Consider the following 18,637-nt stretch of genomic DNA (forward strand, 5'->3'; position numbering starts at 1 on the left):
CGATTCGCACTTTTGCTGGAATTGCTTCAGGCCCTCGGCATCTCCGCCACCGGCAGGAAGAGCATCTTCACGAAGGTGCGGAGCATCAGCACCTGCTCGGCCAGCGTGTTCGGTTCCTTCAGCGTCTTCGACAAAACGATACCGCCTTCCAGGACGGAGGACACCATGTCGGCAAGCTGGTCGACGTCGACGGGTTCGCGCAGCGGATAGACGGCCACGATGTCGCGGATCATGCGGCCGAAGCGGCGCCGCCAGGCAAGCACCGCATTCCGGTTGATCTCCTGTATCTCCCGGTCGAACAGCCGCTCGTAATAGCAGATGCCTGCCACAAGGCAGCCCGGATGGCCGTTCGGCAGGTCGGAGAGCAATTCGGAAAGCAGCTTCAGGCCGAGCAGGAAGGATTGCAGCGGATCGCCGGCCAGCTCGCGCGCACGGCTGAAGATCTCGTCGTAGATGCGCTCGTCATTTTCGATGTAGCGGTTGAGCAGCGCCTTGGCGAGCTCGTTCTTGTCCCTGAAGTGATAGAAGAAGCCGCTCTTGGTGATGCCCGTCTCGGCGATCAACTCCTCGATGGAGGTGCCGCCGAAACCCTTCTGCAAGACTGCCGCTTCCGCCACATCAAGGATGCGGGTCCGCGTTTCCTCGCCCTTTCGCATGTCCCCTCCTGTACCGGCGGTACAGTTTTCAGTGTTGCGCGATCAGATCTGCCTCCGCCCCCGGCAAGATCGGTCGAAGCAAGCGATTGAAATCAATCTGTAAAAACCAAAACCGCTTGGAGTATACCGCAAGTCGCCTAGTTTGGCAGCGAATTAAGCGCCAGAACATCATTCATCGACGACAGCCAATCGGGTGTCGCGAGGGAGAGGCTTCAACAATGGCAAAGTACAGAAACGGTTTGCCGCAACTCAAAGGCGGCACCTTCATTACCGATGGCGGCATGGAAACGACGATGATCTTCCAGGAAAGGATCGATCTTCCGCATTTCGCCGCCTTCATATTGCTGGCTTCCGAAGAGGGCCGGCAGCGCCTGCGGAATTACTATCGCCGTTATCTCGATGTCGCCCGGCGGCACGGCACGGGCTTCGTGCTCGACACCGCCACATGGCGGGCCAATCCGGACTGGGGGCAGAAGCTCGGCTATACGAACGAAGCCCTGAAGGCGGTCAACGAGGAAGCCGTCGACCTGCTCGTCGGCTTGCGCAACGCCTATCAGCGGCCGGAGCAGCCGATCGTCATCAGCGGCGCCATCGGCCCGCGCGGCGACGGCTACAAGGCGGGCGTCATGGATGCCGCCGAGGCGGAAGACTACCACGCCTTTCAGATCGGGGCTTTCGCCGGCACCGAGGCGGATATGGTGACCGCCTTCACGCTGACCAATATCGACGAGGCGATCGGCGTGGCGCGGGCGGCGCAGGCGCTCGGCATGCCCTCGGCCATCTCCTTCACGCTGGAGACGGATGGCAGGTTGGTGACGGGCCGCAGCATTCAGGACGCCATCGAGACGACCGATGCGATGACCGGCGGGGCGCCGGCCTATTACATGATCAACTGCGCCCACCCGACGCATTTCGAAACGGCACTCGATCCTGGAAGCGCCTGGGTGAAGCGCATTTCCGGCATCCGCGCCAATGCCTCGACCATGAGCCATGAGCAGCTCGACAATAGCGAGACGCTGGATGCGGGCGATCCCGAAGATCTCGGCCGCCGTTACCGCAAGCTCATCGACCGCATGCCAGCGCTCAGCGTGCTCGGCGGCTGCTGCGGCACCGACCACCGCCATGTCGCGGCGATCTGCGAGGCATGCCTGCCGCAGGCGGCATGACAGACCTGAGAGGGAGGAGACGTTGTATCCGGAGCTAGGGTATGCCGTGTGTGCCCCCTCTGCCCTGCCGGGCATCTCCCCCACAGGTGGGGAGATTGGCTGGGTGTACTGGCTTCCCCAAACAATGAGCATCCAGCACGGCGAGACGGTAGATGGGCAGGAAGTTCAAGCCACTTGTGATCTCCCCACCTGTGGGGGAGATGCCCGGCAGGGCAGAGGGGGGCTGGCACGGCACAAAGCTCAGAGAGAGAAATGACGGTGGGTGCCACCAGCTCTTTGCCGATCGACGGCACAAAGCCGACGTCAGCCTTTGGCGACGCCTTTCGTCTGTTTGGCCCTGTAGCCACTGATCTCCTCGCCGGCGGTCGGCGAGAAGCGCAGGTTCCAGAAGGTGGCGGTGATCGAGATGATGGTGACGACGACGAAGGCCGCCGAGAAATCGCCAAGGGCCGGCGTCTCAGTGCCTGACAAGGCCATGGAGCCATGCAGCGCCAGGGCGCCGATGCAGATGCCGAGCGATAGCATCAGTTGCTGGAAGGTGGTGTAGAAGCTGGTGGCCGAGCTCATCCGCTCCTTGCTGATCTCGTCATAGGCAATGGTGTTATAGGCGGTGAACTGGAACGACAGGAAGAAGGCGCTGAGCACCAGGACGACGAAGATCAGCGGCATCGGCCAGTCCGGCCGGAAGGCGGCACAGAGGCCATAGCCAATCGTCCCGAGGATGCCGTTGAGGATGAGGCTTCTGCGGAAGCCCAGCCGGCGGAAGACAAACTTCGCCATCGGCTTCATGGCGAGAGCGCCAAGCGCGGTCGCGATGACGATCTGGCCGGCTGCAGCCGCAGACAGGCCGAAGCCGATCTGGAAGAGCAGTGGCAGGAGGAAGGGCTGCGCCCCTTGCGTGATGCGGGTCAGCGAACCGGCAACAACAGACGTGCCGAAGCTCGGCACCTTCATCAGCGAGAAATCCATGATCGGCGACGGATGCTTGCGGGCATGCCTGAGATAGCCGATGCCGAAAAGCAGCCCGATGGCGATCAGGAAGATCGAAAACGCGCCCTCGCCTTCATGGCTCGACATTTCGAAGCCGAAGAGCAGCGAACCAAGCGAGATGCCCGAGAGGATGAAGCCGATCGTATCGAAGGGACCGTTTGCCTTGCCCTTGACCTCGTCGATGTAGATCGAGACGAGGATCATGCCGATGATGCCGATCGGCACGTTGATATAAAAGATCCAGCGCCAGTCGAGATAGGTGACGATGAAGCCGCCGAGCGGCGGGCCGACGATCGGCCCGATCAGCGCCGGCACGAGCAGCCAGGACATGGCGCTGACCATATCCTTGCGGTCGACGCTGCGCATCAGCACCAGGCGCCCGACTGGCATCATCATCGCGCCGCCGATACCCTGAAGCAGCCGCGCCAGCACCAGGAAGGACAGCGTCGGCGCGAGCGCGCATAGGATGGAGCCGACGACGAAGACCGCGATGGCCGAGCGGAAAACGGTGCGGGAGCCGAAACTGTCGGCCATCCGGCCGCTTGCGGGAATGAAGATCGCAAGGCTGAGGAGATAGGAGGTCAGTGCGATCGACATGGCCGGAGCGCCAACGCCGAAATCGCGCGCCATGGTGGGCAGCGCTGTCGCAAGCACGGTCGCATCGATGTTTTCCATCAGCATCGCACTCGCGACAATCATCGCGATCACCCGGAAATTGGGCGTGGCGCGCCGAACCATCGGCGCCTGGTAAATCTGATCCGACATCGTCCGGGATCACTCGCGGTGGCGCGGCGGAGCATACAAGGCAGCAGGGCCGCGGGGATGACATGGCGCAAAGCCAAGGGGAGACGATTTGCTATACGCCCGCGATCATGGCGGCGCTATGTCCTTTATGGCAAAGCTGCTTTGACGAGAGGTAAAGCTAGGTCACAATTCCTTGCATCGGCTCGATCTTCGTGAAGGTCCGGCTTGCGCCGCAGACACCCCGGCCCTACCTATGAACCATGACCTCCGCCCTGCAGAAAAACCGGCCCGGTGCGGCCTTTCCGTTCGACAACAGTTATGTCGGCTTGCCCCCACGCTTCTTTGCGACGCAAGCGCCGACCGCGGTGGCGGAGCCCTGGCTTATCAAGCTCAACGAGCCGCTCGCTGCCGAACTCGGGCTCGACGTCGAGGCGTTGCGCCGCGATGGCGCGGCGATCTTTTCCGGCAATCTCGTTCCCGAAGGGGCCGAACCGCTGGCGATGGCCTATGCCGGGCATCAGTTCGGCGGCTTCTCGCCGCAGCTCGGCGACGGGCGGGCTATCCTGCTCGGCGAAGTCGTCGACCGCAGCGGCAAGCGCTACGATATCCAGCTGAAGGGCGCAGGGCCGACACCGTTTTCGCGCCGCGGCGACGGGCGGGCGGCAGTCGGGCCGGTCTTGCGCGAATATATCATCAGCGAGGCGATGTTTGCGCTCGGCATTCCGGCCACGCGGGCGCTGGCGGCGGTGACGACAGGCGAGCCGGTCTATCGCGAAGAGGTGCTGCCTGGCGCGGTCTTCACCCGCGTCGCGGCCAGCCATATCCGCGTCGGCACGTTCCAGTACTTCGCGGCCAGAGGCGACACCGACGGCGTGCGGGCTCTGGCCGATTATGTGATCGACCGGCACTATCCGGCATTGAAAGAGGCCGAAAACCCCTATCTCTCGCTGTTCGAAGCGGTCTCAGACCGCCAGGCGGCGCTGATTGCCCGCTGGCTGCATGTCGGCTTCATCCATGGCGTGATGAACACCGATAATATGACCGTCTCCGGCGAGACGATCGATTTCGGCCCCTGCGCCTTCATGGATGCCTATGATCCGGCGACCGTCTTTTCGTCGATCGACCAACATGGCCGTTACGCCTATGCCAACCAGCCCGCCATCGGCCAGTGGAACCTCGCAAGGCTCGGCGAAACGCTGCTGCAGCTGATAGACGCCGAGCCAGACGGCGCGGTCGACAAGGCGAATGTTGTGATCAAGAGTTACGGCGAACGGTTCCAGGCGCATTGGCTGGCCGGCATGCGCGAAAAGATCGGGCTCTCCGGCGAAGAGGACGGCGATCTCGACCTGGTGCAGGCGCTGCTGTCGCTGATGCAGGCGCAGGGTGCCGATTTCACCCTGACCTTCCGGCGACTGTCGGATCTTGCCGGCGATGACGCCGCAGAGCCTGAATTCGCGGCGAGCTTCCGCGAGCCGGAAGCCTGCGGTGCATGGCTCACGCAGTGGCGCGAGCGGCTGTCACGCGATCCACAGACGGCCAGTGAGCGCGCCGTTACCATGCGCCGCGTCAATCCGGCCTTCATTCCGCGCAATCACCGCGTCGAACAGGCGATCGAGGCTGCCGTCGAGGACGGCGATTTTTCGCTGTTCGAGGCGCTGCTGAGCGTGCTTTCGAAACCCTATGACGACCAGCCGGGCTTTGCCGCCTATAGGGAGCCGCCGAAGCCCAGCGAACGGGTGCTTGCGACCTTCTGCGGAACGTGACGGGCGCTTCGATCGTTTTCGGTGCGGCAGTTGCGCCACAGCGATCCCCTTCCATCCGGCCCAACGCCCCGTTCGACGCATCCGCACCCTGCGGCAATTGTGGCCGTTGAAAGGCGTCTCCTTCGCGCTATCTGGCTGATCGGCGGGACTTTTCCGCCGATCCTTCAGCCCGGCTAACCTCAGCGGGAGACAGCCTTATGGCGATCGTCGTCACCTCCATCTTCTTCATCATCATCGGGCTCACGCTCGGCGGCGGCGGGCTCTGGCTCGTCACGCTCGGCGGCAGCGTCTTTTATCTGTTCGCCGGGTTGATGTTCCTGATTACCGCCGGGCTGCTGTTGATGCGCAAGGCAGTGGCGCTCTGGGTCTATGCGGTGCTCGTCGTCGCAGCACTCGCCTGGGCGATCTGGGAGGTCGGCTTCGACTGGTGGCAGCTCGGCCCGCGCGGCGGCATGATCATCCTGCTCGGGCTCTGGTTGCTGACGCCGTGGATCCGCCGGCCGCTCGGCCTGCGCAGCCCGACGGGCATCACCTACGCCGCAAACCCCTGGCCGCTTGCCGTGCCTGTCATTCTCGCCATCCTCGTCGCCCTTTATTCGATGACGACTGACCCGCATAATCTCGCCGGCGAACTGCCGAAGGATACGGTCGCCGCCAATCCCGCCTTCGGCGGCAGCGTGCCGGACGGCGAATGGCATCAATACGGCCGCACGGCCTTCGGCCAGCGCTATTCGCCGCTCGACCAGATCACTGCCGAGAACGTCTCCACCCTCAAGGAAGCGTGGCGATACCAGACCGGCGACGTCAAGCGGCCGGACGATGTCGGCGAGACGACCTATCAGGTGACGCCGCTCAAGGTGAAGGACACGCTCTATCTCTGCACGCCGCATAACTGGGCGATCGCGCTCGACGCCAAGACCGGCAAGGAGAAATGGAAATACGACTCGAACTCCGGCATGAATCCCAACCGGCAGCATCAGACCTGCCGCGGCGTCACCTATTATGCCGATCCTGCCGTCGCCGCCGGCCAGCCCTGCGCCGAGCGTGTCTACCTGCCGACCTCCGACGCCCGGCTGATCGCGCTCGATGCGGCGGACGGGAAGGTCTGCACCAGCTTTGCCAACCAGGGCGTGCTGCATCTGGAAACCGGCATGCGCTACAACCCGGCCGGCTATTATTATTCCACCTCGCCGCCGGTCGCGGTGGCGGGCAAGATCATCGTCGGCGGGGCGGTGAACGACAATTATTCGACCGAGGAACAATCCGGCGTCATCCGCGCCTTCGACATCAATAGCGGCGCGCTGGTCTGGAACTGGGATTCCGGCAATCCCGATGTGACGACGCCGATCGCCGAGGGCCAGACCTATACGACCAACTCGCCGAACAGTTGGTCGGTCTTCAGCGTCGACGAGGGGCTTGGCATGGTCTACATCCCGCTCGGCAACCAGGTGCCCGACCAGATCGGCATCAATCGCAGCGAGAATGTCGAGAAATTCTCCTCCTCGATTGTCGCGCTCGATATCGCCACCGGCCAGCTGCGCTGGGTGCGCCAGACAGTGCATCACGATCTCTGGGACATGGACGTCCCCGCCCAGCCGGCGCTGATCGACCTGACGAAGCAGGACGGCACCGCGGTTCCAGCCCTGGTCGGCCCCACCAAACAGGGTGATATCTATGTGCTCGACCGGCGCAGCGGCGAGCCGATCATCCCAGTCAAGGAAATCCCGGCGCCTGGTGGCGCAGTCACCGGCGATCATACCTCGCCGACGCAGCCAATCTCGGACCTCACCTTCTCGCCCGAGCCGCTCCAGGAAAAGGACATGTGGGGCGTGTCGCTGTTCGATCAGATGGCCTGCCGCATCGACTTCCACCGTTACCAGTACGAGGGCCGCTACACGCCGCCTTCGCTCAAAGGCACGATCGTCTATCCCGGCAATTTCGGCACCTTCAACTGGGGCTCGGTGGCGGTGGATCCGGAGCGGCAGATCATGTTCGGCATGCCGACCTATCTCGCCTTCACCTCGCGGCTGGTACCGGCCGCCGATATTCCGCCGAGAGGCCAGGACGAGAAGGGCAGCGAACAGGGGCTGAACCGCAATGACGGCGCGCCCTACGGCGTCTTCATGGGTCCCTTCCTCGGGCTGCTGCAGATCCCCTGCCAGGCGCCGCCATGGGGCTATGTCGCCGGCGTCGACCTGCGCACCGGCAAGATCGCCTATATGCACAAGAACGGCACCGTGCGCGACATGACGCCATTGCCCCTGCCCTTCAAGGTCGGGGTGCCGGGGATCGGCGGGCCGATGCTGACCAAGGGCGGCGTCGCTTTTCTCGGTGCCGCGGTCGACAACTACCTGCGCGCCTATGACGTGACGAGTGGGCGAGAGCTCTGGCAGGCGCGGCTTCCGGCCGGCGGCCAGGCGACGCCGATGACCTATACGACTGATGACAACAAGCAATATGTCGTCATGGTCGCCGGCGGCCACGGCTCGGTCGGCACCAAGCCCGGCGATTATGTGATCGCCTATACGTTGCCTTGATGGGGAAGCTTCACGCAAGCTTTGCGCAGGTTTAGCGCGCCATTCTCTCCCCGTTTTTCGGGGAGTTTTTATGGAAATTTCTAGCAATATTCGCAACTATTACGGCATCGGCGGCCTTTTCGATCAGCCGGCCAAATCCAAGAATCAGCAGACGGCGGACTTCACCAAAACGGCGCCCAATGCCGCGCCCGGTCTCGAACCGAGCAGCACGCCGCCGTCGATCGCCAACACCATGTGGGCACTTCAAAGCACCGAAGGCCCTTATATCAACCCGCCTTCCGACGAAGAAATGGCGGCAAGGGCTGCGCATGACGCGCTCGTCGACGAATTCTCCAAATGGGGCAACATGACGCCGGCGGAATATATCCGGGCCCGCTACCTTGAGCAGCACGATCTGTCCGAAGCCGATCTGGCCGCCATGCCGGCCGACCAGCGCGCCGCAATCGAGAAGGAAATCGCCGACCAAATCAAGCGCGAGATGGCCGGCATCGAGGATGACGGCACCGAGACGACGGACGACGTACCAACTGCTTGAGCTGGAGCATTTCGAATTGCCCGTGTTTGAGAAAGACCCCTCCCCAACCCCTCCCCACAAGGGGAGGGGCTGCCGTGTGGCGCCCGTCGCATTTCGTTCCTGACGGTGCAGCGTGTGGCAGCGTATTTTGGTGGCAGGATCTCGCCTCAGGTTAATCCCTCCCCCTTGTGGGGAGGGGTTGGGGAGGGGTTTTCCGACGCGAACCGGACAGCTGTCGATGATGCCCTTCGCATTTTCCTGGTTCACACCATCTCGACGATCATGCGGCCGACTTCGGCAAAGAGCGGGTTGAGCTCCTTTACCGGCACGGTCGTCTCGCTGATATAGACGGCGGCGACGATCGGGCCGCGATCCGGCGGCCAGATCACCGCGATATCGCCGAGTGATCCATTCGGGCCGGTGCCGGTCTTGTCGCCGACCTTCCAATCCGCCGGCAGGCCGGCCCTGAGCCGCTCCTTACCTGTCGTGCTCGCCACCAGCCAGGCGATCAGCCTGTCTGAGGAGGCCTCGGTGAGGACCGAGCCGAGCGTCAGGTTGCCGAGTGTGTCGAGCATCGCATCCGGTGTCGTCGTATCGCGCGGATCACCCTTGCGGCCCTCGTTCAATGTCGGCTCGGTGCGGTCGAGACGCGTCGTGCCGTCACCGATCGAGCGCAGCCAATCGGTCAGCCCGGCCGGACCGCCGAAACTTTCGAGCAGCAGGTTGCCGGCCGTATTATCGCTGACGGTCACCGCCGCCTCGCAGAGTTCGGCAAGGGTCATGCCATCGGTTCCGGCGTGTTTTTCGCTGATCGGCGAATAATCGACGAGCTTGTCCTTGCCGTAGCTCACCCGCCGGTCGATGTTTTCCTCGCCCTTGTCGGCACGGGCAAGCACGAAAGCGGCGGCCAGCGCCTTGAAAGTACTGCACATCGGAAAAGTCTCGCTGCCGCGATAACCGAAGGAGATGCTCGTCTCGGTGTCGAGCACGGAGACGCCGAGGCGGCCGCCGGTGCGTTTTTCCAAAGCGGCAAGGCGATGTTCAATATTGTCCTCGCCCTCGCCTGCACTCGCTTTGGCGCTCTCCTTGGCCCCCTCCTCAGCTCCCTCCTCAGCATTGGCTCGAAGGGTCAGCACCGGTAGGCACAATGCCGAGCCTATCAGCATGCGGCGGGTCAGACTGAGATCCATGAAATCCTCCGGCGAATCAGGAGGACAGAGCTAAGCAGCGATTGCGGCGGCATCTCGTCCCCGCGGCGATGTAAATCGTCCGCCGAGCGATGTTAATCGTCCGTCGAGCGATCTTGTCGTCCGTCGAGCGTCTCGGCCCGCCCCGCTCATGCGGCGCGCGTGACCTCGACCGTCACATGCGACAGTTCTCCCAGCGCCGAGAGCCTGCCCTTGTAGAAAGCCGGGTCGCGCGGCTGCGAGGTGAGGACGGCGACGATCGCGGCATGATGGCCGGGGCCGACCTGCCAGACATGCAGATCGGTGATCCGGTCGTCCTCCGTCTCGATGGCCCCGCGGATTTCCGCCGGCAGCGTCTCGCCTTCGGGGACGACATCGAGAAGAACGCCGCCCGAGGATCTCATCAGGCTCCAGGACCAGTTGGCGATCACCAGCCCGCCGACGATGCCCATCAGGGGATCAAGCCAGAGCCAGCCGTAAAGACTGCCGAGCGTCAGCGCCCCAATGGCGAGCACGGAGGTCAGGGCATCGGCGATGACATGCAGATAGGCGGCGCGGATATTGTTGTCGCCGGTCTTTGCGTGGTGGGCATGGTCGCCATGGCCATGATGATGATGGCCATGGGCATGATTGCCATGCCCGTGATTGCCATGCCCGTGATTGCCATGCCCGTGATGACCATGTCCGTGATGCGCATGATTGCCATGCGCGACATGACCGCCGCCGGCAAGCAGCCAGGCGCTCACCAGATTGACGGCAAGGCCGATCACCGCCACGGCGATTGCCTGGGCAAAGCCGATCGGCACGGGATTGGAAAGGCGCAACAGGCTCTCCCAGGCCATCAGCAGGGCGATCAGCGCAAGGACGATGGCGCTGGCGAAGCCGGCGAGATCGCCGAGCTTGCCGGTGCCGAAGGTGAAACGCGGGTTGCGCGCCTGCCGGCGGGCGAAGAGATAGGCGAGTGCGGAAATCAGCAATGCGCTGGCATGGGTCGACATGTGCCAGCCATCGGCGACGAGCGCCATCGAGCCGTAGACGGTGCCGGCGGCGATTTCCGCCACCATCATCACCGCCGTCAGCGCAATCACCAGCCAGATGCGCCGCTCGTTGCGCGCATGATCAGTGCCGAGGAAGACGTGATCATGTTCCAGGGCATCAATTCCAGCCTTGTCGATTCCGGCACTCATGACAGGCTCCTTCGTCGCCGCGCTTAGCGCATATAGGTTCTCAAGACTTCCGATATTTCCTCCACCGCCTCTGCCCTTGCCGCATCGTCAGCGGCATTCAGCACATGCTCACGCAGGTGATCGTCGAGCACCTCGCCGGTCAGCCCGGTCAGGGCGCCGCGGATCGAGGCGAGCAGTTGCAGGATCTCGCCGCAGGGGCGCTCGGCCTCGAGCGCGCGCTCGACCGCCTCCATCTGCCCCTTCAGGCGGCTGATGCGGGCAACGAGCTTCTTTTTCTGCAGGGTGGTGTGGGACATGATAGGTTCTCATATAGTATAGGGGGGTATGCTATCAAGACTGAAGCCGGAGCTCAATGCCATGTTGGGGCTCCGATCCCCATTGACAAAGGCTGCGTTTCCGACGATCTATGACCCATGATCAAGAACGCGCACCAGAGCCGCTCGTATTTTTGGCTGTACCTGTAAAGGGCGGCTGGACAAGATCATATTGTCAACAAGCCGCCGTCAGGCGGCTTTGTTGTATCGGCAGCGTCCTGACGGCAGACTATCAAAGGACGCGAAGACCATGACCGAAATCGAAGACAGCGAAATTTCACTGATGCGCCCATCGGTGGTGACGATCCGTGCCGCCAAGCCGCGCGACCTGCCCGAACTCGGCGAGATGATCGCCCTGCTTGCCGCCCATCACGGCGATGCGGCTGCCACAACGCCGGAGCAGCTGGAGCGTGATCTCTTCGGGCCCCTGCCCTGGATCAATGCGCTCGTCGCCGAGGCCAGCGAAGGGCTGATCGGCTACGCCATTCTCGTGCCGCTCTACAGGGCGCAGGAAGGCAAGCGCGGCATGGACCTGCACCATCTGTTCGTGCGCGACGGCCATCGCGGCCACGGCACCGGCCAGCTGCTCGTTGACCGGGCGCGCGAGACAGCCCGCAATGCCGGCTGCGGCTACCTTTCCGTCAGCGCTGCGACCGGAAACGTGCTGGCGCACCGCTTCTACGAACAGCTGGATTTCACCCCGCGTCCGGTGACCGGCATGCGCTACATGCAGTCGATCGCCTAAAGCGCTTCGCGATCTTTCAGATTCGCTTGATCGGCGCTTTAAGTCTTTATTTTTGTTAGGAGCTTTCATGCCTGATTTCAAACTTCATTGCTTCGCTCTCTCGGGGAATTGTTACAAGGTCGCACTCTTCTTTGCGCTTGCCGGCATCAAGTGGGAAAGCATTTTCGTTGATTATCTGGGCGGCGAAACGCGAACCGAAGAATGGCGAAAAACCATCAACGAACAGGGCGAGGCGCCTGTGCTCGAACATGGGCAAACCAAGATCAGCCAATCGGGGATTATCCTGGACTACTTGTCAGAGGTGACAGGTCAGTTTGGGGCGCAGACGGCCGAAGAACGACGCGACGTCATGCGCTGGATCCTTTTCGACAACCATAAATTCACGAGCTATTACGCGACGCTGAGGTTCATGTATGGCCTGCAGAAGAGCGGCGAGACGCCCGTTGTCGAGTTTTTGAGACTGAGGGCCAAGGCTGCCTATGCCATTGTTGACGAACATCTGGCGCACCGGGCCTTCATGGTCGGCGACCGGCTGACGATCGCTGACCTCTCTCTGGCGGGCTACGTCTTCATGCCGGAGGAAACCGGGATCGATCACAGCGCCTTTCCGGCAATCGCAGCCTGGAAAGATCGGATCAGCAACATGCCCGGCTGGCGCCACCCCTATGATCTCATGCCTGGTCCCACCTCCCTGTAGACACGGCGTGGGACCTTTGAGAAGGCGCCAAGCAACCAAGTGATCGCGCGCGAGCCTCGCGCGATTGGCACCGTTACTTCCACTGCGACGTGCCGGCGGGGCAGCCACTCCCATCGCTACCGGCCCGGCACCGCCTTCAGATAGGCGGCGATCGCCTCGCGGTCGGAGGCAGGCAGGCGGGCGATGTTCTGCTGGACATCGACCATCTGGCCGCCGACGGAATCGAAATCGGGGGTGAAGCCGGTTTCGAGGTAACTGGCGACATCGGCCTCGCTCCAGCCGCCGATGCTCTCGGAGGCCGGGGTGATATCGGGTATGCGGCCCTTGCCTTCCGGGTTGGGCGCGCCGGCAAGCCACTGATCCACCTTGAAGCCGCCGAGCGCATCACGCGGCGTATGGCATTCGCCGCAATGGCCGGGGCCTTCGACGAGATATTGCCCGCGCTTGATCTTGTCGTCGCTCTTGGCGAGGGCGACGCGCGGCTGGTCATTGAGATAAAGGAATTTCCAGCCGCCGAGCGCCAGCCGGATATTGAAGGGGAACGGCAGTTCGTGCGGCGGCGTGACGTTTGCGCTCTTCGGCAGGGTTTTCAGGAAGGCGAAGAGATCGTTGACATCCTTGTCGCTCATGCGGGAATAGGAGCCATAGGGAAAAGACGGGTAGAGATGCTGCCCGCCCGGGCCGACGCCGCGCTTCATCGCATTGCCGAACTCAGCAAGCGTCCAGCCGCCGATGCCGGCCGTTTCATCGGGTGAGATGTTCGGCACGTGGAAGGTCCCGAAGGGGCTCTTCAGCGCCAGGCCGCCTGCAAGTGTCAATTTGGCATCGCCTTCGGAACCGGGCGCGGCATGACAGCTGACGCAGCCGCCCGCCCAGAAGACCATCTCACCATTTGCCGGGTCCGGCGCGCCGAGACCCGCCCAATGGCTCTCCGGCAGCGGATCGGGTGCGGTGACGAGATAGAAGGCGCCCCCGCCGAGGACGGCGACGCCGATCAGACAGAGCACTAACCGGATGAACCTGCGGACCATGCGCCGCCTCCCCTATTGCCATGATATCCCCGCCGGTCGATCCTGCGACCGGTCCGCGCAGGCGGAGAATAAGGCGATCCGCGCCGGCGGCAAGGCTGGCGCGGATCGCGTATCCGGAGCATTTCCGTTGTCTCCTGCGTCACGCGGAAGCAAGCCGCCCACCGTCGCTGGATTTGCTGTCGTTTGTTGCGCAATTCCGGGCGCAAAACAGCTGCACACTTTTGCTGGAATTGCTCAGTCGGCCTATCAATCCTTGAGACGATAGGCCTTGTGACAGCCGCCGCAATTGGCGCCGAGGGTGTTCACCGTGGCGCCGACGGCGGCGGCGTCGGCCGGAAGCTGCGCCAGCGCCGTTTCGGCGTCAGTCGAGAGCTTTGCGGAGCGCGCCTTGAAGTCATCCATGTTTTCCCAGACCTTCGGGCTGACCTCGGGATCATTCATATCGCTGCCCGGCTTGAACTGGTCTGGGAAAACCTTGGCCGTTGCCGCGATCGTCGTCAGCGCCGCCTTTACCGTCTCGGCATCATAGGGCTTCTCGCCCTTGGCGATGGCGGCCATGGCGCCCGCCGAACCGCCGATCTTCTTCATCAGCGCAATGCGGGAATCATGGGTGCCATCGGCGGCGGTCACCGAACTGAAGGTCATGCCGGCCATCGCTGCTGCGGCAGCTACTGCTTTCCAATTCATATTTCTCTCCCTTTTTCCTCGGCCAAGATGGCCGATGGCCAATCTGCACCGGGAGCATGACAAAATCCATGCGTCCGGGCAGTCACGTTTTGCCGGATCATCATAAAAACAATGTGATAGGCTGTTCTCTGCTTTTATGCATGTCGTTATCCCGGAACCGCTGCACACTTCCGGCCGACATGCAGTGGCGCTCAGGCGCTTTTCCACCCCTGCCAGAGGCTGAAGGCAGAGACCGCAACCAGCAGCAGTCCGGCGAAGCGGCCGACAAAGGCCGTGACATCAGGGTTGGCGACGAGCAAGTCGCGGCTGCGGCCGGCCGTCATCGCCAGCGTGCCGTAGATGGCGAACTGGGTGACGACAGTCATGGCGCCCATGATCAGCCCCTGCATCCAGATCGGACCATATTCCGGCCTGAGGAACTGCGGGTAGACGGCGAACATGAAGATATAGGCCTTCGGATTGACGAGACAGGTAACGGCGCCCTGGCGGAAGGCGCGCCAGCCGGAGCGCGCCGTTCCCGGCCCGACCGCCTCGACGGTGATCGAACTGCGGATCAGCGAGATACCGATCCAGATCATGTAGGCGACACCGGCAAAGAGCAGCACGTTGAAAAGCTGCGGCAGTATGGTGACGAGCACACCGACGCCGGCCGCGCCATAGGCCGAATGCACCGCGCCGCCGGCCATGATGCCGCCGGTCGCCGCCAGTCCGCGTTTGACGCCGCCGGTCAGCGAATTGGCGAGCACGAAGAGCATGTCCATCCCCGGCACGATGATGATGCCGAAGAGAAGGGTGAAGAAGAGCCAGAGGTTTTCATGGTAGTTCATGTCAGTTACCGCCTTGGGTTCTGCGGGCCGTTTTGAAAGACCCTGATTGATTTCAATCCGATAGGCGGCTCTATACGCAAACCCAACTGACAGTGTATTGTCAGGAGCGTGGCGGATGGAGAGGTAAAATGCGCAAGGCCTCCAGGCTTTTCGAGATCATTCAGATCCTCAGGCTGGCAAAAAAGCCGATGACGGCGGCGGCGATGGCCGAGACGCTTGAAGTGACCGTGCGTTCGATCTACCGCGACATCGCCGCACTTCAGGCGATGCGGGTGCCGATCGAGGGTGGGCGCGGCATCGGCTACATCATGCGGCCGGGTTTCGACCTGCCGCCGCTGATGTTCTCGATCGAGGAGATGGAGGCGATCGTGCTGTCGCTGGCGCTGCTCGAACGGACGGCCGACGAGGAGCTGAAACAGGCCGCGCGCCGGGTCAACCGGAAGATATCAGGCGCCGTGCCGGCGCCGCTGCGCCAGGCGATGGACAACAAGGCGCTTTATGCCTGGGGCTCGATTGCGCAGCCGGCAGGCTTCGACCTTGCGATCGTGCGCCGCGCGATCCGTGACGAACGCAAGCTGATGCTCGGCTACCGCGACGAACTCGGCCGCGCGAGCGAGAGGACGATCCGGCCGGTCGCGCTGATCTATTATTCGCAGACCGCCAATATCGTCGCCTGGTGCGAACTGCGCCAGGCGATCCGCAATTTCCGCAGCGACCGGGTGGAGCGCTGCGCAACAGCTGAGGATTTCTTCAAGGGCGACGGCGACCGGTTGCGGGAACTTTGGACCAGCGGTTGGACGGAGAAACCGATCGCCGTCTAGCTGTTCACCCAATCGCGATTATTCAGAGCGACATGCCGCCCGAAACCTCGATGCGCTGGGCATTGACCCAACGGTTGGCATCGCTCAACAGGGAGGCGATCATCGGCCCGATATCATCGGGCACACCGGCGCGGCCGAGTGCGGTCATAGAAGCGACTGCACGGTTGATCTCCGGATTGTCCCGCACCATGCCGCCACTGAAATCGGTCTCGATGGCGCCCGGGGCGACGGTGTTGACGGCAATGCCGCGGGGGCCAAGCTCCTTGGCCATGTAGCGCGTCAGCACCTCGACTGCACCCTTCATCGAGCCATAGGCCGATGCGCCAACCATGGCCATGCGGGCAAGACCGCTGGAGAGGTTGACGATGCGGCCGCCGTCCTCGATCACCGGCAGGAGCTTCTGCGTGAGGAAAAAGACGCCCTTGAAATGCAGGTTGTAAAGCTTGTCCATTTCCGCCTCGGTTGTCTCCGAAATCGGGGCGTGGTAGCTGGTGCCGGCATTGTTGACGAGAAAGTCGAAATGCTCACGCCCCCAGCCCTTGAGGATTTCGCGTACACTTTCGACAAAGGCATCGAACGCTGCCACGTTGCCGGCATCGAGTTGAAGTGCGGCGGCCTTGCGGCCCAGCGCCTCGATCTCAGCGACGACCTTGTCTGCCTCGTCGCGGTTCGAGTTGTAGGTCAAGATCACATCGACGCCGCTCCTTGCCAGATTGACGACCGTATTGCGGCCCAGGCCGCGGCTTCCGCCGGTAACGATTGCGACTTTAGAGGTTGAATTCTGGTTAGGCATTTCAGGTACTCCTGATGTTTTGATGGCCTATCTATGCGCCGCAAGCCCCGAATGCTGAATGCCGAAACCCTGCAATTTCTTGCCTATTCCTCCAAACACCTTGCCCAGACGGGCTGAGGGATTAAGATCACCCTCACCGGCGCGGCAGACCGACCCCGCGTTCATTGGAGACCAGGATGTCTGCAGATCTGAAGAAGGCGCTCAACGGGTACATAGATGCCCATGGCGGAGGCGACGGGCTTTTTGCCACCGCTATTGACGGTTTTTTCCTGATGCGTTCCAGCACTCTCTCCATGCCGAAACCGGCGATCTACCGACCGGCGCTCTGCATCATCGTCGATGGCGCGAAGCAGCTCATGTTCGGAGATCGGCTCTTCGATTACGAAGCCATGCAGGCGCTGATCATCAGCGTCGAGATGCCGGCCTTCGGACAGGTGACGAAAGCCAGTGCCGAACGGCCGATGATCGCCATCAACCTGGAACTCGACGTCACTATCCTGCGCGAGGTGCTGGAGGAGATGGGTGCACCGCCGAAGCCGGCAGGCGACGGCGGGCCGGGTGTTTTCGTACAAGAATTCGGCCCCGAGCTGCAGGACTGCATACTGAGACTGATCCGGACGCTCGCGACGCCCAAAGCGATCCCAATCCTTCATCCGGCAATCATGCGAGAGATCAGTTTCTGGTTGCTTTCCGGAAAAAATGGCAATGAGATCTGCAAGCTTGCATTACCCGACAGCCATACGCGCCGCGTGGCCGAGGCCATCTACTTGTTGCGCGGTAATTTTGCGGACGCCGTCCGGGTGGAAAAGCTTGCGGCGGCAGCCAAGATGAGCCCTTCCTCCTTCCACCAGCATTTCAAAATGCTGACCTCGATGACGCCGCTGCAGTATCAGAAGCAGTTGCGGTTGCTCGAGGCCCGGCGGCTGATGGTGACCGATGGGTTCAACGTCGCAAACGCGGCCTATCAGGTGGGTTACGAGAGCGCCTCCCAGTTCAGCCGCGAATATGCCCGCATGTTCGGGACACCACCGAAGCGCGACATCAGTGAAATGAAGGCGATGCCGGTTGAGCCGGCAATCAGCTAGATGGACAGCTTGCGGCTCACCTCGCGGCCGAAGCCGCGGATTTCGATGCTGGAGGCATGAACCTCGACGATCGCGAAGGCGTTTTCCGTCTCGGTATCGACCACGCCCTTGAAATTGACGAAGTGGCAGGCGCCGGCCATGCCGTAATTGCCGACGTGGTCGTGACCGTTGAGATAGGCGACGACATTGCGCTCAGAGGCGAGCAGCGCGACGATGCGCTCGCTGTCCCACATGCCGTGCTCACTGGGCGGATGCACCGGATAGTGATTCATGACGATCACCTTCTCACCGGCCTCGGCCGCACTTGCGATTTCATCGCCAAGCCAGGCGAACTGCTCGTCGCTCAGCGCAGCATTCCAGCGATGGGCATTCTTCGCACCCTTGGCCTGCAGCTCCGCCAGCATCTCAGCGGCCAGCGCACGATGATGATGGCCTTCGGGCGGCGCGAAGATGCTGACCTCGTTGCCGTCGAGCACGATAAAGCGCCAGCCGTGGCGCAAGAAGCTGTAATAGGGCGACGGCATGCCGAGGCGCGCGGCGACTTCGGACAAGTGTCCTGCAGAGACCGAGAAATCGTGATTGCCGAGCAGGAAGAGCGCCTCGTGCCTCAGCGTCTCATAGACCGGCAGGATATCGTCGAAGCTTGAAAAGCTGCGGTCGATGACATCGCCAAGCGTCATGACGAAGCTCAGCTCCTCACCGTTGAAGATCTCAATCGCCTCGGCGACCTTGGCAAGGCTGTTGGCATAATAGCGATCCATGGCCATATGCGGCGCGATCGCCGCATATTGCGGGTCGGCGATGATGCCGAAGCGGAACAGGGGAGAAGCAGAACAAGACATGGGGCGTGATTAGGAGCGGCCGATGACAGGGATGTGACGGCCTCGTGTGGA

Annotated in this window: 18 protein-coding genes; 8 read left to right on the plus strand and 10 right to left on the minus strand. The window is 62.5% G+C overall.

Translation table 11 applies throughout. The features are described from left to right. Positions 1–26: 26 nt before the first annotated feature. Entirely contained in the window at positions 27–656 is a 630-nt protein-coding gene (locus GFM02_RS25270) for a TetR/AcrR family transcriptional regulator (protein WP_168323123.1), read from the minus strand. 218 nt (positions 657–874) lie between these two features. Here GFM02_RS25270 and GFM02_RS25275 point away from each other — a divergent pair, with 218 nt between their 5' ends. Next, on the plus strand, positions 875–1,822 hold the full coding sequence (locus GFM02_RS25275; protein ID WP_168323124.1) for a homocysteine S-methyltransferase family protein: 948 nt from the start codon (positions 875–877) through the stop codon (positions 1,820–1,822). A 303-nt stretch (positions 1,823–2,125) separates the two neighbouring features. Here GFM02_RS25275 and GFM02_RS25280 read toward each other — a convergent pair whose 3' ends face one another. Next, the gene (locus tag GFM02_RS25280) at positions 2,126–3,577 is read right to left on the minus strand and encodes an MFS transporter (protein WP_168323125.1); all 1,452 of its coding nucleotides are present in this window, start codon (positions 3,575–3,577) and stop codon (positions 2,126–2,128) included. A gap of 239 nt (positions 3,578–3,816) precedes the next feature. Between GFM02_RS25280 and GFM02_RS25285 the strand changes: the two genes are divergently transcribed. The 3 genes from GFM02_RS25285 (at position 3,817) to GFM02_RS25295 (ending at position 8,391) form a co-directional block, all read left to right on the plus strand. Beyond that, positions 3,817–5,319: a protein adenylyltransferase SelO gene (locus GFM02_RS25285; RefSeq protein ID WP_168323126.1), complete on the plus strand. Its 1,503-nt coding sequence runs from the start codon at positions 3,817–3,819 to the stop codon at positions 5,317–5,319. Between the two features lie 197 nt (positions 5,320–5,516). Next, positions 5,517–7,856, plus strand: a complete 2,340-nt coding sequence (locus GFM02_RS25290) for a glucose/quinate/shikimate family membrane-bound PQQ-dependent dehydrogenase (RefSeq protein WP_168323127.1) — start codon at positions 5,517–5,519, stop codon at positions 7,854–7,856. Between the two features lie 70 nt (positions 7,857–7,926). After that, positions 7,927–8,391 carry a hypothetical protein gene (locus tag GFM02_RS25295; protein WP_168323128.1) on the plus strand — a complete coding sequence of 155 codons (465 nt, stop codon included), beginning with the start codon at positions 7,927–7,929 and terminating at the stop codon, positions 8,389–8,391. Between the two features lie 242 nt (positions 8,392–8,633). Here the strand turns inward: GFM02_RS25295 and bla are convergent, their stop codons facing one another. The 3 genes from bla to dmeR all read right to left on the minus strand — a co-directional run bounded on the left by bla (position 8,634) and on the right by dmeR (position 11,040). Further along, entirely contained in the window at positions 8,634–9,560 is a 927-nt protein-coding gene (gene bla / locus GFM02_RS25300; RefSeq protein WP_168323129.1) for a class A beta-lactamase, read from the minus strand. A gap of 146 nt (positions 9,561–9,706) precedes the next feature. Then, positions 9,707–10,744, minus strand: coding sequence for a CDF family Co(II)/Ni(II) efflux transporter DmeF (gene dmeF, locus GFM02_RS25305; RefSeq protein WP_168323130.1), 1,038 nt, complete (start codon positions 10,742–10,744; stop codon positions 9,707–9,709). A 23-nt stretch (positions 10,745–10,767) separates the two neighbouring features. Further along, positions 10,768–11,040, minus strand: coding sequence for a Ni(II)/Co(II)-sensing transcriptional repressor DmeR (gene dmeR / locus GFM02_RS25310; RefSeq protein WP_003546569.1), 273 nt, complete (start codon positions 11,038–11,040; stop codon positions 10,768–10,770). Positions 11,041–11,308: 268 nt separating this feature from the next. On the opposite strand from dmeR, the gene GFM02_RS25315 reads away from it, so the two are divergent. Both GFM02_RS25315 and GFM02_RS25320 read left to right on the plus strand, forming a co-directional pair. After that, positions 11,309–11,803 carry a GNAT family N-acetyltransferase gene (locus tag GFM02_RS25315; protein WP_168272672.1) on the plus strand — a complete coding sequence of 165 codons (495 nt, stop codon included), beginning with the start codon at positions 11,309–11,311 and terminating at the stop codon, positions 11,801–11,803. A gap of 67 nt (positions 11,804–11,870) precedes the next feature. Next, entirely contained in the window at positions 11,871–12,500 is a 630-nt protein-coding gene (locus tag GFM02_RS25320) for a glutathione S-transferase family protein (RefSeq protein ID WP_131624235.1), read from the plus strand. Between the two features lie 116 nt (positions 12,501–12,616). Here GFM02_RS25320 and GFM02_RS25325 read toward each other — a convergent pair whose 3' ends face one another. The 3 genes from GFM02_RS25325 to GFM02_RS25335 all read right to left on the minus strand — a co-directional run bounded on the left by GFM02_RS25325 (position 12,617) and on the right by GFM02_RS25335 (position 15,045). After that, positions 12,617–13,531 (minus strand): cytochrome c, encoded by a 915-nt coding sequence (locus GFM02_RS25325; protein ID WP_168323131.1) that lies wholly within the window; start codon positions 13,529–13,531, stop codon positions 12,617–12,619. Between the two features lie 246 nt (positions 13,532–13,777). Next, on the minus strand, positions 13,778–14,218 hold the full coding sequence (locus GFM02_RS25330) for a c-type cytochrome (RefSeq protein ID WP_027665083.1): 441 nt from the start codon (positions 14,216–14,218) through the stop codon (positions 13,778–13,780). A 191-nt stretch (positions 14,219–14,409) separates the two neighbouring features. Then, complete coding sequence (locus GFM02_RS25335; protein WP_168272675.1) at positions 14,410–15,045, minus strand: LysE family translocator; 636 nt, start codon at positions 15,043–15,045, stop codon at positions 14,410–14,412. A 128-nt stretch (positions 15,046–15,173) separates the two neighbouring features. Here GFM02_RS25335 and GFM02_RS25340 point away from each other — a divergent pair, with 128 nt between their 5' ends. Next, the gene (locus GFM02_RS25340; protein WP_168272676.1) at positions 15,174–15,866 is read left to right on the plus strand and encodes a helix-turn-helix transcriptional regulator; all 693 of its coding nucleotides are present in this window, start codon (positions 15,174–15,176) and stop codon (positions 15,864–15,866) included. A gap of 22 nt (positions 15,867–15,888) precedes the next feature. On the opposite strand, the gene GFM02_RS25345 is transcribed toward GFM02_RS25340, so the two are convergent. After that, entirely contained in the window at positions 15,889–16,659 is a 771-nt protein-coding gene (locus GFM02_RS25345; RefSeq protein WP_131665885.1) for an SDR family NAD(P)-dependent oxidoreductase, read from the minus strand. 176 nt (positions 16,660–16,835) lie between these two features. Between GFM02_RS25345 and GFM02_RS25350 the strand changes: the two genes are divergently transcribed. Further along, a complete protein-coding gene (locus GFM02_RS25350; protein WP_168323132.1) occupies positions 16,836–17,744 on the plus strand; it encodes an AraC family transcriptional regulator in 909 nt (302 codons plus the stop codon). On the opposite strand, the gene GFM02_RS25355 is transcribed toward GFM02_RS25350, so the two are convergent. Further along, the gene (locus GFM02_RS25355) at positions 17,741–18,586 is read right to left on the minus strand and encodes a metallophosphoesterase (RefSeq protein WP_168323133.1); all 846 of its coding nucleotides are present in this window, start codon (positions 18,584–18,586) and stop codon (positions 17,741–17,743) included. The genes GFM02_RS25350 and GFM02_RS25355 overlap by 4 nt on opposite strands. Positions 18,587–18,637: the final 51 nt, after the last annotated feature.

This window comes from Rhizobium leguminosarum bv. viciae (genome assembly GCF_012276115.1).
GTDB classification, from domain to species: domain Bacteria; phylum Pseudomonadota; class Alphaproteobacteria; order Rhizobiales; family Rhizobiaceae; genus Rhizobium; species Rhizobium leguminosarum_T.